Below are 12,748 nucleotides of genomic sequence, written 5' to 3'. Positions count from 1 at the left end.
TGGAGGTCACGCCGAACCTCCCTATCTGGGGGCATCGTCTTAACGATGCACGAGGCCTCTCCGGATGGACCACTCCGTTCAGCTCCACATTGCCGGCTCCTGGCGCGATGGCCGTGAGCGCGCGACGCTCGCCAACCTCAACCCGGCCACCGGCGAGACCCTCGGCCGGGTCGCGGTGGCGACGCAGGCGGATCTCGACGAAGCCCTCGCGGCGGCGGATCGCGGCTTCACGGCATGGCGCAGAGTTTCGGCCTTCGAGCGCGGCAAGGTGCTGCGCACGGCCGCCAGCCTGCTGCGCGAGCGCGCCGAGGATGTCGCTCGGCTGATGAGTGCGGAGCAGGGCAAGCCGCTGGCGGAAGCCCGCATCGAGACCGCCGTCGCCTCCGACATCATGGAGTGGTTCGCCGAGGAAGGCCGCCGGGCCTATGGCCGCGTCATCCCGGCCCGCACCGAGGGCGTGCTGCAATTCGTGGTGCGCGAGCCGATCGGGCCGGTGGCTGCCTTCACGCCCTGGAACTTCCCGATCAACCAAGCCGTCCGAAAGATCTCGGCGGCGCTCTGCACCGGCTGCTCGGTGATCCTCAAAGGCCCGGAGGATACGCCCGCGAGCTGCCGGGAACTGGTGCGTGCCTTCCTCGATGCCGGCGTTCCGGGCAACGCGCTCTCCTTGGTCTTCGGCGATCCGGCCGCGATCTCCGGCTACCTGATCCCGCATCCGATCGTACGAAAGATCTCGTTCACCGGCTCCGTTCCCGTCGGCAAGCAGCTCGCCGCGCTGGCGGGACAGCACATGAAGCGGGCGACGATGGAGCTCGGCGGCCACGCCCCGGCGATCGTGTTCGACGATGCCGACGTCGAGACGGCCGTGAAGGTCCTCGGCACCAACAAGTTTCGCAATGCCGGTCAGGTCTGCGTGGCCCCGACCCGCTTCCTCGTGCAGGACCGAGTCTACGACCGGTTCGTCGAGGGTTTCGTCGAAGCCGCGAGGGCGATCAAGGTCGGCAACGGGCTCGACGAAGGCACCACCATGGGGCCGCTGATCCATGGTCGCCGGCTCGAGGCGATCGAAGCCCTCGTCGCCGATGCCGAAGCGAAGGGCGCGCGGCTGCGTACCGGCGGCAAGCGCATCGGCAACCGCGGCAATTTCTTCGAGCCCACGATCCTCACCGAAGTCCCGCGCGATGCCCGCGCCATGAACGAGGAGCCGTTCGGCCCGATCGCCCTGATCAACCGCTTCGGCGACGACGAGGAGGCCATCGTCGAGGCCAACCGGCTGCCGTTCGGGCTTGCCTCCTACGCCTATACCCGCTCCGCGAGCCGGGCCGCGCGCGTGGCCAAGGGCATCGAGGCCGGCATGGTCTCGATCAACCATCACGGCATCGCGCTCCCCGAGACGCCCTTCGGGGGGGTACGGGATTCGGGCTACGGCAGCGAGGGCGGCTCGGAGGCCATCGAGGCCTACCTGACGACGAAGTTCGTCACCCAGGCGGATGCGTGACGCCGTTGCCGATTGAGCCATTCGGCATGGCTCGCGCTTCTCCTCCAACTGTCGGGGCGGTGGCGGAGAAGCGGACGGAGGCGGCGGTGCCGTTTTGGTGTGGCATCTCGGGCGCGTGCAGCCGATTCCACCGCGCTGCACGCGGTCCGCTTCGCCCCGCGTGCGAGAAGAGGCGCGGCGACGGCTTTGATCCACTGGCAATGGTGGCGCAGGTGAAGCACGCCGACGCAGCGGATGGCCGGAACTCAGCCGTTTTCGCGCCGAGATTGACGACGCAATCCGTCACTATGATGCCGAAACGGCAAAACCGAATTGAAGCAGACCTGAAATTTTGTGCAGGCAACCATCCTGCAACCCTCGCGTTGCCCACCGCAACCATTTGACGCGAAGGACAGCTTGTTTCGCGAGCTGCTCCCAGGAGTGCTCGCAATGCTGTACCTCATGCATGAGGCGCGAAATCTCATGCTCGCTCCGATCCGCATGGCGGCGGAAGCGACGAAGTTGGCGTGCGAGAATCCGCTTCATCCCTTCGCTTACATGCCGAACCGCTCGGCGATTTCCGCCGGATGCGAGATGTTCGAGCGGACGACCCGGACTTACCCCAAGCCGGCCTTCGACCTGCCCGCGCCCGAGCGCGTCGTTTGGGAAAAGCCGTTCTGCCGGGTGCTGGCCTTCGGTGCAGACACCACGAAGCCGAAGATGCTGCTCGTGGCGCCGATGTCCGGCCATTACGCGACGCTGCTGCGCGGCACGGTTGCCGCCTTCGTCGATACGCATCAGGTCTTCATCACCGACTGGACGAACGCCCGCGAGGTTCCGCTCTCGCAAGGTGCCTTCGGACTGTCGGACTACATCGATTACTGCATCGAGATCTTCGAAGCCCTGGGGCCGGATCTGCACGTAACCGCCGTCTGCCAGCCCTCGGTGCCGGTGATCGCCGCGATCGCCCGCATGGAGGAGGACGCCAACCCGCGCGTGCCACTCTCCGCAACGTTGATCGGCGGCCCGATCGATACGCGTCATGCGCCCACGGCCGTGAACACGGTCGCCCAGGACAAGGGCATTCGCTGGTTCGAGACCCACTGTATCCAGCGCGTACCGCAGGGTCATCCGGGAGCGGGCCGCGCTGTCTATCCGGGTTTCCTGCAACTCGTCGGCTTTATGAGCATGAACCCCGAGCGCCATGCCGGCTCGCACTGGGACATGTTCGACCATCTCGTGCAGGGCGACGGCGATTCCGCAGAAAAACACCGCCGCTTCTACGACGAGTATCTCGCTGTGATGGACCTGACTGCCGAGTTCTACATCGAGACAGTCGACAAGGTCTTCATTCGGCACAGCCTGCCGAAAGGCGAGCTGACGCACCATGGTCGTGCGATCGATCTCGGAGCCATCGGCCGCTGCAGCCTGATGGCGATCGAGGGCGAGAAGGACGACATCACCGGTATCGGCCAGACCCGAGCCGTCCTCGACCTCGCGGCGAATCTGCCGGACGCGAAGAAGACCTATCACCTGCAGCCGGATGCCGGGCATTACGGCATCTTCAACGGCTCACGCTTCCGCGCCGAGATCGTGCCCAGGATCACGGCGTTCATGGAGGCCAGCGCCGCCGAGATGCCGAACGCGAGCGCTCACGAGGCGGCTGCGATCGTGCCCTGGGAGTCGCGCTCCGACCGCTTCCGTATCGGACATCCCCATCCGCTGCGCGCCGAGCATCCGCCGAGCGAGCACCACTGGCACGCGGGCATTGCAGCCCACCGCGGCGGACGACCGGCGACGAGTTCGGGCGCCGAGAAGCGGTCGATCACGGAGCGTCCGGCGCGGGTCGGCTGATCGTCATCTACTGACCGAACAGATTCCGCTGCCCTTCCAGGCGCAACAGAAAGTCTTTGGCTGTCACACCGCCGGCAAAACCGGTGAGTCTGCCCGATGCGCCGATGACGCGATGGCAGGGCACAATGATGGAGATCGGATTCCTGCCATTGGCTGAGCCCACGGCGCGAACCGCATTGGGATGACCGATCTGAGCGGCGATCTGTCCGTAGGACCGCGTCTCACCGAACGGGATGGCTAACAGTGCGTGCCAGACCCGGCACTGGAATGCCGTGCCGTGAAAATCGAGTGCGATCGAGAACGACCGGCGCTGCCCGGCAAAGTACTCGGAGAGTTGCTGCCGCGTCTCCATCAACATCGGGTGGTCATCGTCCGGTTGGCCCCGACCGATCCGCACCCGCATCGGGTCGTCGTTCTCCCACAGCACGGCCGACAAGCCTTGCTCGCCCGCAACGAGCGTGAGCGCGCCGACGGGCGATGACATGACCGTATGGACATAAGGCATTCGCGACGACGCCCATGCTGCCGCTGTGAATCTCGCCTGGTACTCGTCGGAGGTTCGATTTGGCGGCTGGCAGGATGAACTCCGCGCAACTCCGGCAATCGACCGTGCCGCATCACGTTGCCGGTACGATCTTCGTCAGCGACGCGATCGATCTCGGCGTAAATCCACGCGGCGCTCAAACCGGCGTATTTGTTCGCCGTCTCACTCCGAAGGCTGGAATAAGCCGCGTCTGAATATTATCGTAGACTTATAAAGACGGCTGGCTGGGGGACGAGGATTCGAACCTCGACTAGAGGAGTCAGAGTCCACTGTTCTACCGTTAAACTATCCCCCATCGCCGAGAGCACGCGTCGTAAGCCGACGTGGCTCCCACGATCCGGTCTCGACGACGAACGTCGTTGGCCGGTCGGCGTAGTCCGGCGCGTTTACGGGCTTCGTCGCCCGTTGTCCAGCCCATGTTTTCGCGGCTGGCGGCATGGCATCAAGGGCGGGCGACTGTCCGGTTCTCGTTCCCTCGCCGGCGTATCGCATCGCGCCGGTGCGACCGAACGAATCGTCGGTGGCACGGCGGCGGACGCCGTCCTCTCGGACGACGTCATGATCCCGGCCGAAGAGCGCGATCAATCCGCCATCTCGGCCGGTCGGACGCCGTTCGACGCGGGTGGGCGCAGGGCGGAGAGCCGGCGCGCCTGGTCGAGCACCTGCCGCGCTGCGGCGCGGGCATTGGCCGATCGGAGATCCGCCTTGGGCGAGCCATCCCGATACGCCGCACGCGCGAGAGCCCGGAGACATCGGACGTCTGCAACGGCGCGGGCGCGAATCACGGCGATAGGGTCGCAAGTCGACACAATGGCCGGATCACCGAAAGCGGGGATGGTCATGGGCAGCGGATCCTCAAGACCGGCCGATGCCGTGTCTCGATACGAGACGCGCTTCTGACATACCTTTCAGTGTTCGGCAACAATTCGGACCCTGCGCGATCTACTGATTTTGCGCGAAGATTCCGCATGACGTCACGACGTCAGTATTCCCACCGCACGCCGAGCCAGCGAAACCCCGGTGAACCATCATCGCTTGCGGCCGTCGACACCGGGGATGCGCTGGGCGTGCTGGAATGGCAGAAGAGAGGCCATGACCCTCGTTCTCGGCATCGCACTCGCCGGCACCCTTCTGCTGATGGTGTTCTGGCGCCGGCACCTGGGCTCCCTGATGCAGATCGCCAGCCTGCTGGGGAGCGTGCTGCTGCTGATCTGGCTGCAGGACAACGGTTACCTCGGCGGCAAGAACGGCCGCCCCCCTCCGCAAGACAGCGCCATGCCGAGGGATCGCCCGCGGTAGTTTCGACCGCCGCCCGAGGCCATCCATTCGAGGGTTCCTCGCCGGATGGGGCGGCGTCCTCGCCGTCGCGACCCCATGTGCTATAGACCGGTCGACTGCCGTGAAAACAGGCAGACCCCATTCTCGGAGATTCGTATGCGCAACCTACTCGTCCTGCTGATCGTACTCGTCGGCGGCTTCGTGCTCGTCGGGATGTTCGTGGCACCGAACCAGCCCGAATTGCGGACGTGGTACCTCGCCAATGCCTGTCAGCATCTCGACAAAGTCAGCCCGCAGATCTGCGATCCGATCCGCAAGGCCGAGGGAACACCGGCCGACAAGACCTGATCCGGCTCGGCGTGAGCCGCTTCGTCGACTGGTTCTTTCGGGATCGCGCCACCGGCGCGATCGTCATCGGACAATGGCCGAACCTGCCCCTGTGGGTATTCGGCCTGTCCGCCGGGCTCGCCTGGATCGTCGAGGCGTCGGCGGTGGCCGTGCCGGCGTGGGCGATGCCGACCCTGCAGATCATATCGGCCGTCGGCCTCGCCTGGTGGGCGCTCGACGAGGTCATCCGCGGCGTCAATCCGTGGCGACGATGCCTCGGCGGCGGCGTGGTGCTGCTCATGCTTTGGCAGTTGATCCGCCGGCTCTGATCTGATCGCGACCGTCAGTTCAGGTCCCGGCCTCGGCGACGGTACTCGCCGTGCTCACCGAGCTCGCTGCCGATTTCGAACAGAAGCAGATCGATCAACCGCCGCATAGCCGGCGTGCCGTGCTCGGCGATGATGGCATGTGCTGCGAGGCAGTTGTCGACGAGCGCATCCAGTCGGGTCTCGTTCAACTCGTCGTCGGGCTGCGCGGTGGGCGCTTCAGGGGGTCGATCCGATGCGCTCTTGCGTCGTCCTATTGGTGGCATCGCAGGTCCGGGTATGGCGAGAACCGAAAGATGTTGGCCGAAGACTGAAGCCGTCGGGTGGCGCTTGGGTGAGATAGGCAATGGATTTCGCCGACCGCCGGCCCCACGCGCCGCCGGTAATCAGTGTAGCTGAGCGCTGCCGTTTACACCAATATCAAAATTTCGTTACTTCCGTGGTCTTGTACTAACATTTGATAGGATAATCTTTTGCCGACATGAAAAAGGGCCGCTGATGCGGCCCTTCTGGTTTCGATTTGTCGGGATCCCGACGAATCGTCAGTAGCACCGCTGGACGAGGACGCGACGGTAGCCATAGGGGGTCCAGCGCAAGCGCGGAACGGTGTAGCAGCCGCCACCGTAGCCGTAATCGTCGTAGCCGACGGTCGAGTATCCGTATGGGTACCCGTACCCACCGTAACCGCCGTAGAGGCCACCTGCGGCGAGGCCGAGCCCAAGACCGAGGCCGAGGCCGCCATACCCGAAGCCTCTGCGGCGCCAGCCATAGCCGCCGCCAAAGCCGCGCCCGCCATAGAAGCCGGCGCCACGGTATCCGCCGAAGCCCCCGCGATATCCCCCGAAGCCGCCACCGCCGAAGCCACCGCGGGAGAAGCTGCCGCCGAGGGCGTTGCCACGAAAGCCGCCACCGAAGCCCGCGCCCCGGAAGCCGCCACCGAAACCACCGCCGCGAAATCCACCGCCACCGAAACCGCCACCGCCGAAGCCACGCGCATCGGCCGTCGCAGGGACATATGCCAGGGCGCCCGCGAGCAGCGCCGAGGCCAGAACCACCCGTTTCATCGTGTCATCTCCGAAAACGCCGTTCCCCCATCAGCCCTGTAAACGTCCACGTGCGGAAAACGGTTCATGCGACGGCGGTCCCGGTTTCGTGATCGGCGGACCGCTACGGTTGCGGCTTGAAAAACGCCGCGTTTTGCCGCGAGGAGAGGCGCGGTCGGACGGGACGATCCTGCCGAAGCGCACAGGACCCCAGGATGCGTTCACGCCTTGCCGGATTTATCGCCTTTGCAGCGATCGTCGCCGCCGTTCCGGCGGCCGCGCGCGAACCGGCCCCCGCCGCACAAACCGGATCGGGCACGAAAGGGCCATGCCGTGCGGCCCTCTCGGAGGGCGAGAGCTACACCATCTGCGTCGTCGATCTGAAGCGCGAGCGTGTCCGCCTGTTCTGGCTCGGCCGGGACGGCGCCCCCTACGCCTCGCTGTCGAGCCTCGCACGGGCGCAGGGCTCCGCGCTCAGCTTCGCCATGAATGCCGGCATGTACGACGCGGATCAGGCACCGGTCGGGCTCTATGTCGAAGACGGGCGCGAGATGAAGCGCGTCTCGACCGCGAACGGACCGGGCAACTTCCATCTCAAGCCGAACGGCATCTTCTATGTGAAGGGCGACAAGGCCGGCGTGCTCGATACGGCCCACTACCTAAAGGCGCGGCTGAAGCCGGATTTCGCGACGCAATCCGGTCCGATGCTAGTGATCGACGGCAAGATCCATCCGAAGATCTCGGAGGACGGCCCGAGCCAGAAGGTCCGCAACGGCGTCGGCGTGCGCGACGACGGCCGCACCGCCATCTTCGCGATCTCCGAGCGTCCCGTGAGTTTCGGTGCCTTCGCGCGGCTGTTCAAGGACGATCTCGGCTGCCGCAACGCGCTGTTTCTCGACGGCTCGGTGTCCAGCCTCTACGCCCCGGGCCTCGGCCGCTCCGACCTCAGCCGCCCGCTCGGGCCGCTGGTGGGGGCGGTATCACGGTGAGCGGTGTTTTCCGTCACTGCCCACGCAGTGACGGTACCGGTGTCAGCGCTGGCCGAACTGCGTATCCTTGAACAGGTCCTTCAACGCGCGCGGCTGACAGCGCCAGTACTGCTTCGGTGCACGCACCTGCGCGCCGAGTTCGGCGGCGGCGTGCCAGGGCCAGCGGGGATCGTAGAGCATGGCACGGGCGAGCGAGATCGCGTCGGCCCGGCCAGCCGTGAGAATTTCCTCGGCCTGACGCGGCTCGGTGATGAGGCCGACGGCGATGGTGGCAAGGCCGGTCTCCGCCTTGATCCGCTCGGCGAAGGGCACCTGGTAGCCCGGCCCGAGAGCGATCTTCTGTTGGTTCGAGAGACCGCCGCTGGAGACGTGGATCGCGGCCGCCCCGTGCGCCTTGAGCGCCTGGGCGAACGCCACCGTCTCGTCGAGGCTCCAGCCGTCCTCGACCCAGTCCGTCGCCGAAACGCGCATCCAGACCGGCTTGCCCGCCGGCACGACCTCGCGGACGGCGTCGAACACCTCCAGCGGGAACCGCATGCGGTTCTCCAGGCTGCCGCCATAGGCATCCGTGCGCCGGTTCGAGAGCGGCGAGAGGAACTGGTGCAGCAGGTAGCCGTGCGCACCGTGCAGTTCCACCGCCTCGATGCCGAGGCGCATCGCGCGCTTCGCGGTCGCGACGAAGTCGTTGCGGATGCGCTTGAGGTCGGCGGTGTCGAGGGCATGGGGGGGCACCTCGTCCTCGCCGTGCGGGATCGCCGAGGGCGCCTCGGTGCGCCAGCCGTGGGGCGAGTCGGGCGCGATCTGCGCACCGCCGGCCCACGGGGCATCGCTCGCTGCCTTGCGGCCGGCATGGGCGATCTGGATGCAGACCGGCGCCGGCGCATATTCCCGGATCGCGCCGAGCACACGACTGAGCGCCCGTTCACAGCCGTCCGAATAGAGCCCGAGATCCCAGTCGGTGATGCGGGCCTCGGGCGAGACCGCGGTGGCCTCCAGCGTGAGCAGGCCAGCGCCCGACATCGCGAGTTGACCGAGATGCATCATGTGCCAGTCGGTCGCTTCGCCGGCGCGGGCCGAGTACTGGCACATCGGCGCGATCAGGATGCGGTTGTCGAGGTCGAGGTCGTCGAGACGCAGCGGCTCGAACAAGCGGGGGGCCATGGTTTCTCCTGGGCGTGACTCGGACGCTATGTGGCACAGCCCCAGGCGGATTCCAGGCGAGCGGCGGCGTCAGAGAGCCGTCAGCACGGCCACGAGGGCGGTATCCGTATACTGCGTGAGCGACCGGCAGCGGCCGTCCTTCATCGACAGGAACTCGGAGGTCTCCGTCTCGGCCGTCCGGCCCGTCGCAGTGTGCCGTGCCTCGAGACGGTGACGCACGGCGATCTCGTCACCGTTCACGACGATCTCGATCGGTGTCCATGCGACGAACTCGAACTGCTCGATCAAGCCGTTGAGCGCAGTCCGGATGGCATCCTTGCCGCGCGCGCCGGGTCCGAGGCCGACGACGGTGAAGACCGCGTCGTCGTCGAACAGCTCCAGCAGCGCATCGCAGTCCCCCGCGATGCGCGCCCGGCGCATCCGGTCGAGGAAGGCTTCGACCGCGGCACGATCGAGCATGGAATATCCTCCGGATGACCTCGCATCTTGCGGCACGACACTATCACGCCGTCGCCGGATACAGATATCGCAACGGGATCAGGCGCCGATCCCGCGGGTCTTCAAGCTCTCGCCGATTTCCTCCAGCACGGCCGGGTCCTCGATCGTCGGCGGCGTGGTGTAGCTTTGCCCATCGGCGATGGCCTTCATCGTCGCGCGCAGGATCTTGCCCGAGCGCGTCTTCGGCAGCCGTTCGACCGTGAGCGCCAGCTTGAAGGCGGCGACGGGGCCGATCTCGTCGCGGACGCGGGCGACCAGCTCCCGCTCGATCGCGGCCGGCTCTTTGGAAACACCGGATTTCAGAACGACGAAGCCGCAGGGCGCCTCGCCTTTCAGCGTATCGCGGATGCCGATCACGGCACATTCGGCGACGTCGGGATGGGCGGCGAGGACGGCCTCCATGCCGCCGGTCGAGAGGCGGTGGCCGGCGACGTTGATGATGTCGTCGGTCCGCCCGAGCACGGTGACGTAGCCGTCGGCGTCCCGGATGCCGGCATCGGAGGTGTCGTAATAGCCGGCGAAGGTCGCGAGGTAGCTCGACCGGAAGCGATCGTCGGATCCCCACAGGGTCGGCAGGCAGCCCGGCGGCAGCGGCAGCTTCAGGGCGATGGTGCCCATGCTGTCCGCCGGCACCGGCTTGCCGGCCTCGTCGAGGACGTGGAGGTCGTAGCCCGGCATCGGCAGCGCCGTGGATCCGTACTTCACGGGAAGTTTTTCGATGCCGATCGGGTTGCCGGCGATGGCCCAGCCCGTCTCCGTCTGCCACCAATGGTCGATGACGGGCTTGCCCAACGCCGTCTCGGCCCAGGCCACGGAATCGGGGTCGGCCCGCTCGCCGGCGAGGAACAGGGCGCGGAAGCCCGACAGATCGTAATCGGCGATCTTGGCCGCGCGCGGGTCGTCCTTCTTGATCGCACGCAGTGCCGTCGGTGCGGTGAACAGCGTGACCACGCCGTGCTCGGCCACGACCCGCCAGAACGCGCCGGCATCGGGCGTGCCCACCGGCTTGCCCTCGTAGAGCACCGTCGTGCAGCCGTGCAGCAGCGGCGCATAGACGATGTAGGAATGCCCAACGACCCAGCCGATATCGGAGGCGCAGAAATAGACTTCGCCGGGCGCCACCCCGTAGAGGTTCGTCATCGACCAAGCGAGCGCCACGCAGTAGCCGCCGGTATCGCGCACCACGCCCTTCGGCTTTCCCGTCGTGCCGGAGGTGTAGAGGATGTAGAGCGGGTCGGTCGCGGCCATCGCCACCGGCGCGGCCGTGCGACCCTCGGCCTTCGCCGTGGCGACCGTCTCCGCCCAGTCGTGGTCGCGGCCAAGCGTGAGGTCGGCCACGGCCTGCGGGCGCTGCAGGATCAGGCAGGCGTCGGGCTTATGGCTCGAGCGCGCGACGGCCGCGTCGAGCAGCGGCTTGTAGGCGACGGTCCGCGTCGGCTCGATGCCGCAGGACGCAGCCAGAATCGCTTTCGGTGATGCATCTTCGATGCGCGCGGCGAGTTCGTTGGCGGCGAAACCGCCGAACACGACCGAATGGATCGCACCGAGCCGGGCGCAGGCCAGCATGCCGAACAGCGCCTCCGGCACCATCGGCATATAGATCACCACGCGGTCGCCCCGGCCGACACCGAATCCGGCGAGGACGGCTGCCAGCGCCGCCACCTCGTCGCGCAGCTCGCGATAGGTGATCGTCAGCTTGGTGCCGGTGACGGGCGAGTCGTAGATGATCGCAGCCTGATCGGCGCGGCCGTTCTCGACGTGACGGTCGACGGCGTTGAAGCAGGCGTTGAGCCGGGCATCCGGAAACCAGCGGCCGTAGACGCCCGCCTGCGGATCGAAGGCCCTCTGCGGGGCGGTGTCCCAATCGATCGCCCGCGCGGCGTCCAGCCAGAAACCTTCCGGATCGGCGATCGAGGCCGCGTGCACGGCGGCATATCCGGCTGCAGCACTCGTCATGGCGTTCCTCGGTGTCGGGCCGCCGGTCCTCGCCGGCATCGCCGCATCATCTCACGAAGCGGCGGCGGACACTCCAAAAAACAACCGCCGCACCGGAGGTTCGGGGCGGCGGCGAATGCGTCAGGGTATCGAGACACGCGACCGGAACGATCCGGCCGTCGTGGATGTCAGTGGAGGGTGTCCCCGTCGTCCCGGAGACGGTTGATCTCGTCCTTGAGGTGGAGCTTCTTGCGCTTGAGCTCGGCGATGTGGAGGTCATCGATCGAAGGTGACTGCATCGCGTCGTGCAGTTCCCGCTCCAAGGCATCGTGCTTGCGAGCGAGCTGGCTCAAATGCGTGTCCAAGGACATGAGTCGTCTCTCCTGTCATCGTTACCGACTCGGGCATCGTGGCACACGATGAGCCGGCTGTCGAAGCCCTTCCCGTGTCAAGCTCTCGATTTCGTCATCGAAATGCCGCCGCTTTTCCACAATCGTGGCGGAGATTTTCGAGGGTGGAACGATCGGCCGTCCGGGCGGAAGATCGGGGTGGACCGTCGCCCGCGCCAAGCTCTGCCGCCTTGCCCGGAACGAGACCATGACGCATGGTTTTCGACAGGGGGCACCAGCGGGATGTGCGCGTGGCGATAGGAGACAACGACACGGGCGACGCGGCGACGGATCTCGCATCCGAGCTGAGCCGCCTCAAGGACGAGCACCGCGACCTCGACGGTGCGATCGAGGCGCTGAAGCTCGGCATTGCCGGCGATCAGTTGCAGATCCAGCGGCTCAAGAAGCGCAAGCTCTTCCTGCGGGACCGGATCGCCCATCTCGAGGACCAGATCCACCCCGACATCATCGCCTGATATCAAAGAAAAAGGGCGCGTCGTGGCGGCGCGCGCCCTCATCGGCCGGCGGTGCCGTTTTTTACTTCGCCAGATAGGCACTCACGCTGGAGACGCGGGTGCCGACGATGCGGACAGCCTTGCGCAGGCGCTCGTCGGATACGCCGAGAAGTTCGGCCCAGCGGGCCCGGCTGGCGTGGTCGTAGACGTCGATATGGGTGTTGCTGGCGGTCGAGGAGGTGGCGGCCACGGTGGACATGTCGGTTCCGTCAGAGTTCGAGGGGATCGACCGGAAGAGCTCCGTTTCGCTGACAACGCGCCCTCTCCTTTCGGGCTCCCGCACCGGAGCCGTGTTTCTCGACCTTTCCCGAAATTCTTTGCCGACGGTGCGCGGCGCGGTCCGAGCCTTGCCGGTTGGCCATGCCGCCTGTATTCGGCGCAAGGACCCTGGCGCCCTTCGCCGGTCCGTTTC

At 66.6% G+C, this 12,748-nt stretch carries 15 protein-coding genes and 1 tRNA gene; 7 read left to right on the top strand and 9 right to left on the bottom strand.

The features are described from left to right. Window positions 1–64 precede the first annotated feature (64 nt). On the top strand, window positions 65–1,498 hold the full coding sequence (locus MHA02_RS14395; protein ID WP_147079801.1) for an NAD-dependent succinate-semialdehyde dehydrogenase: 1,434 nt from the start codon (window positions 65–67) through the stop codon (window positions 1,496–1,498). 429 nt (window positions 1,499–1,927) lie between these two features. After that, window positions 1,928–3,331 (top strand): polyhydroxyalkanoate depolymerase, encoded by a 1,404-nt coding sequence (gene phaZ / locus MHA02_RS14390; RefSeq protein ID WP_147079799.1) that lies wholly within the window; start codon window positions 1,928–1,930, stop codon window positions 3,329–3,331. A gap of 7 nt (window positions 3,332–3,338) precedes the next feature. Here phaZ and MHA02_RS14385 read toward each other — a convergent pair whose 3' ends face one another. Both MHA02_RS14385 and MHA02_RS14380 read right to left on the bottom strand, forming a co-directional pair. Beyond that, entirely contained in the window at window positions 3,339–3,815 is a 477-nt protein-coding gene (locus MHA02_RS14385) for a methylated-DNA--[protein]-cysteine S-methyltransferase (protein WP_280177992.1), read from the bottom strand. Between the two features lie 281 nt (window positions 3,816–4,096). Next, window positions 4,097–4,170 (bottom strand) — tRNA-Gln (locus MHA02_RS14380). A 797-nt stretch (window positions 4,171–4,967) separates the two neighbouring features. Between MHA02_RS14380 and MHA02_RS14370 the strand changes: the two genes are divergently transcribed. The 3 genes from MHA02_RS14370 (at window position 4,968) to MHA02_RS14360 (ending at window position 5,809) form a co-directional block, all read left to right on the top strand. After that, complete coding sequence (locus MHA02_RS14370; protein WP_147079793.1) at window positions 4,968–5,174, top strand: hypothetical protein; 207 nt, start codon at window positions 4,968–4,970, stop codon at window positions 5,172–5,174. Window positions 5,175–5,309: 135 nt separating this feature from the next. Beyond that, the gene (locus tag MHA02_RS14365) at window positions 5,310–5,501 is read left to right on the top strand and encodes a hypothetical protein (RefSeq protein ID WP_147079791.1); all 192 of its coding nucleotides are present in this window, start codon (window positions 5,310–5,312) and stop codon (window positions 5,499–5,501) included. An 11-nt stretch (window positions 5,502–5,512) separates the two neighbouring features. Beyond that, the gene (locus MHA02_RS14360) at window positions 5,513–5,809 is read left to right on the top strand and encodes a hypothetical protein (protein ID WP_147079789.1); all 297 of its coding nucleotides are present in this window, start codon (window positions 5,513–5,515) and stop codon (window positions 5,807–5,809) included. Between the two features lie 14 nt (window positions 5,810–5,823). On the opposite strand, the gene MHA02_RS22195 is transcribed toward MHA02_RS14360, so the two are convergent. Together MHA02_RS22195 and MHA02_RS14355 are read right to left on the bottom strand one after the other, a co-directional pair. Next, entirely contained in the window at window positions 5,824–5,997 is a 174-nt protein-coding gene (locus MHA02_RS22195; RefSeq protein ID WP_170249243.1) for a hypothetical protein, read from the bottom strand. Window positions 5,998–6,348: 351 nt separating this feature from the next. Continuing rightward, window positions 6,349–6,870, bottom strand: coding sequence for a hypothetical protein (locus MHA02_RS14355; RefSeq protein WP_147079787.1), 522 nt, complete (start codon window positions 6,868–6,870; stop codon window positions 6,349–6,351). A 194-nt stretch (window positions 6,871–7,064) separates the two neighbouring features. On the opposite strand from MHA02_RS14355, the gene MHA02_RS14350 reads away from it, so the two are divergent. Further along, window positions 7,065–7,838: a phosphodiester glycosidase family protein gene (locus MHA02_RS14350; RefSeq protein ID WP_147079785.1), complete on the top strand. Its 774-nt coding sequence runs from the start codon at window positions 7,065–7,067 to the stop codon at window positions 7,836–7,838. Window positions 7,839–7,880: 42 nt separating this feature from the next. Here MHA02_RS14350 and MHA02_RS14345 read toward each other — a convergent pair whose 3' ends face one another. The 4 genes from MHA02_RS14345 to MHA02_RS14330 all read right to left on the bottom strand — a co-directional run bounded on the left by MHA02_RS14345 (window position 7,881) and on the right by MHA02_RS14330 (window position 11,803). Continuing rightward, entirely contained in the window at window positions 7,881–8,999 is a 1,119-nt protein-coding gene (locus MHA02_RS14345; RefSeq protein WP_147079783.1) for an NADH:flavin oxidoreductase/NADH oxidase, read from the bottom strand. Window positions 9,000–9,068: 69 nt separating this feature from the next. Beyond that, the gene (locus tag MHA02_RS14340; protein WP_147079781.1) at window positions 9,069–9,458 is read right to left on the bottom strand and encodes a nuclear transport factor 2 family protein; all 390 of its coding nucleotides are present in this window, start codon (window positions 9,456–9,458) and stop codon (window positions 9,069–9,071) included. Between the two features lie 78 nt (window positions 9,459–9,536). Next, a complete protein-coding gene (locus tag MHA02_RS14335) occupies window positions 9,537–11,453 on the bottom strand; it encodes a propionyl-CoA synthetase (RefSeq protein ID WP_147079779.1) in 1,917 nt (638 codons plus the stop codon). A 167-nt stretch (window positions 11,454–11,620) separates the two neighbouring features. Then, window positions 11,621–11,803 carry a YdcH family protein gene (locus MHA02_RS14330; RefSeq protein ID WP_147079777.1) on the bottom strand — a complete coding sequence of 61 codons (183 nt, stop codon included), beginning with the start codon at window positions 11,801–11,803 and terminating at the stop codon, window positions 11,621–11,623. Window positions 11,804–12,078: 275 nt separating this feature from the next. On the opposite strand from MHA02_RS14330, the gene MHA02_RS14325 reads away from it, so the two are divergent. Continuing rightward, entirely contained in the window at window positions 12,079–12,297 is a 219-nt protein-coding gene (locus MHA02_RS14325; protein WP_238180168.1) for a YdcH family protein, read from the top strand. A gap of 61 nt (window positions 12,298–12,358) precedes the next feature. On the opposite strand, the gene MHA02_RS14320 is transcribed toward MHA02_RS14325, so the two are convergent. Then, window positions 12,359–12,535 (bottom strand): DUF3606 domain-containing protein, encoded by a 177-nt coding sequence (locus tag MHA02_RS14320; RefSeq protein ID WP_147079773.1) that lies wholly within the window; start codon window positions 12,533–12,535, stop codon window positions 12,359–12,361. Window positions 12,536–12,748 lie beyond the last annotated feature (213 nt).

It is taken from the genome of Methylobacterium haplocladii (genome assembly GCF_007992175.1).
Taxonomy (GTDB): domain Bacteria; phylum Pseudomonadota; class Alphaproteobacteria; order Rhizobiales; family Beijerinckiaceae; genus Methylobacterium; species Methylobacterium haplocladii.
This window is presented reverse-complemented; position numbering and strand designations above follow the sequence as displayed.

Coding starts and splice junctions, on each gene's coding strand:
- MHA02_RS14330 (WP_147079777.1), bottom strand. CDS start 11,803: ATGTCCTTGGACACGCATTTGAGCCAGCTCGCTCGCAAGCACGATGCC.
- MHA02_RS14345 (WP_147079783.1), bottom strand. CDS start 8,999: ATGGCCCCCCGCTTGTTCGAGCCGCTGCGTCTCGACGACCTCGACCTC.
- MHA02_RS14370 (WP_147079793.1), top strand. CDS start 4,968: ATGACCCTCGTTCTCGGCATCGCACTCGCCGGCACCCTTCTGCTGATG.
- MHA02_RS14355 (WP_147079787.1), bottom strand. CDS start 6,870: ATGAAACGGGTGGTTCTGGCCTCGGCGCTGCTCGCGGGCGCCCTGGCA.
- MHA02_RS14395 (WP_147079801.1), top strand. CDS start 65: ATGGACCACTCCGTTCAGCTCCACATTGCCGGCTCCTGGCGCGATGGC.
- MHA02_RS14365 (WP_147079791.1), top strand. CDS start 5,310: ATGCGCAACCTACTCGTCCTGCTGATCGTACTCGTCGGCGGCTTCGTG.
- MHA02_RS14385 (WP_280177992.1), bottom strand. CDS start 3,815: ATGTCATCGCCCGTCGGCGCGCTCACGCTCGTTGCGGGCGAGCAAGGC.
- phaZ (WP_147079799.1), top strand. CDS start 1,928: ATGCTGTACCTCATGCATGAGGCGCGAAATCTCATGCTCGCTCCGATC.
- MHA02_RS14340 (WP_147079781.1), bottom strand. CDS start 9,458: ATGCTCGATCGTGCCGCGGTCGAAGCCTTCCTCGACCGGATGCGCCGG.
- MHA02_RS14335 (WP_147079779.1), bottom strand. CDS start 11,453: ATGACGAGTGCTGCAGCCGGATATGCCGCCGTGCACGCGGCCTCGATC.
- MHA02_RS14350 (WP_147079785.1), top strand. CDS start 7,065: ATGCGTTCACGCCTTGCCGGATTTATCGCCTTTGCAGCGATCGTCGCC.
- MHA02_RS14320 (WP_147079773.1), bottom strand. CDS start 12,535: ATGTCCACCGTGGCCGCCACCTCCTCGACCGCCAGCAACACCCATATC.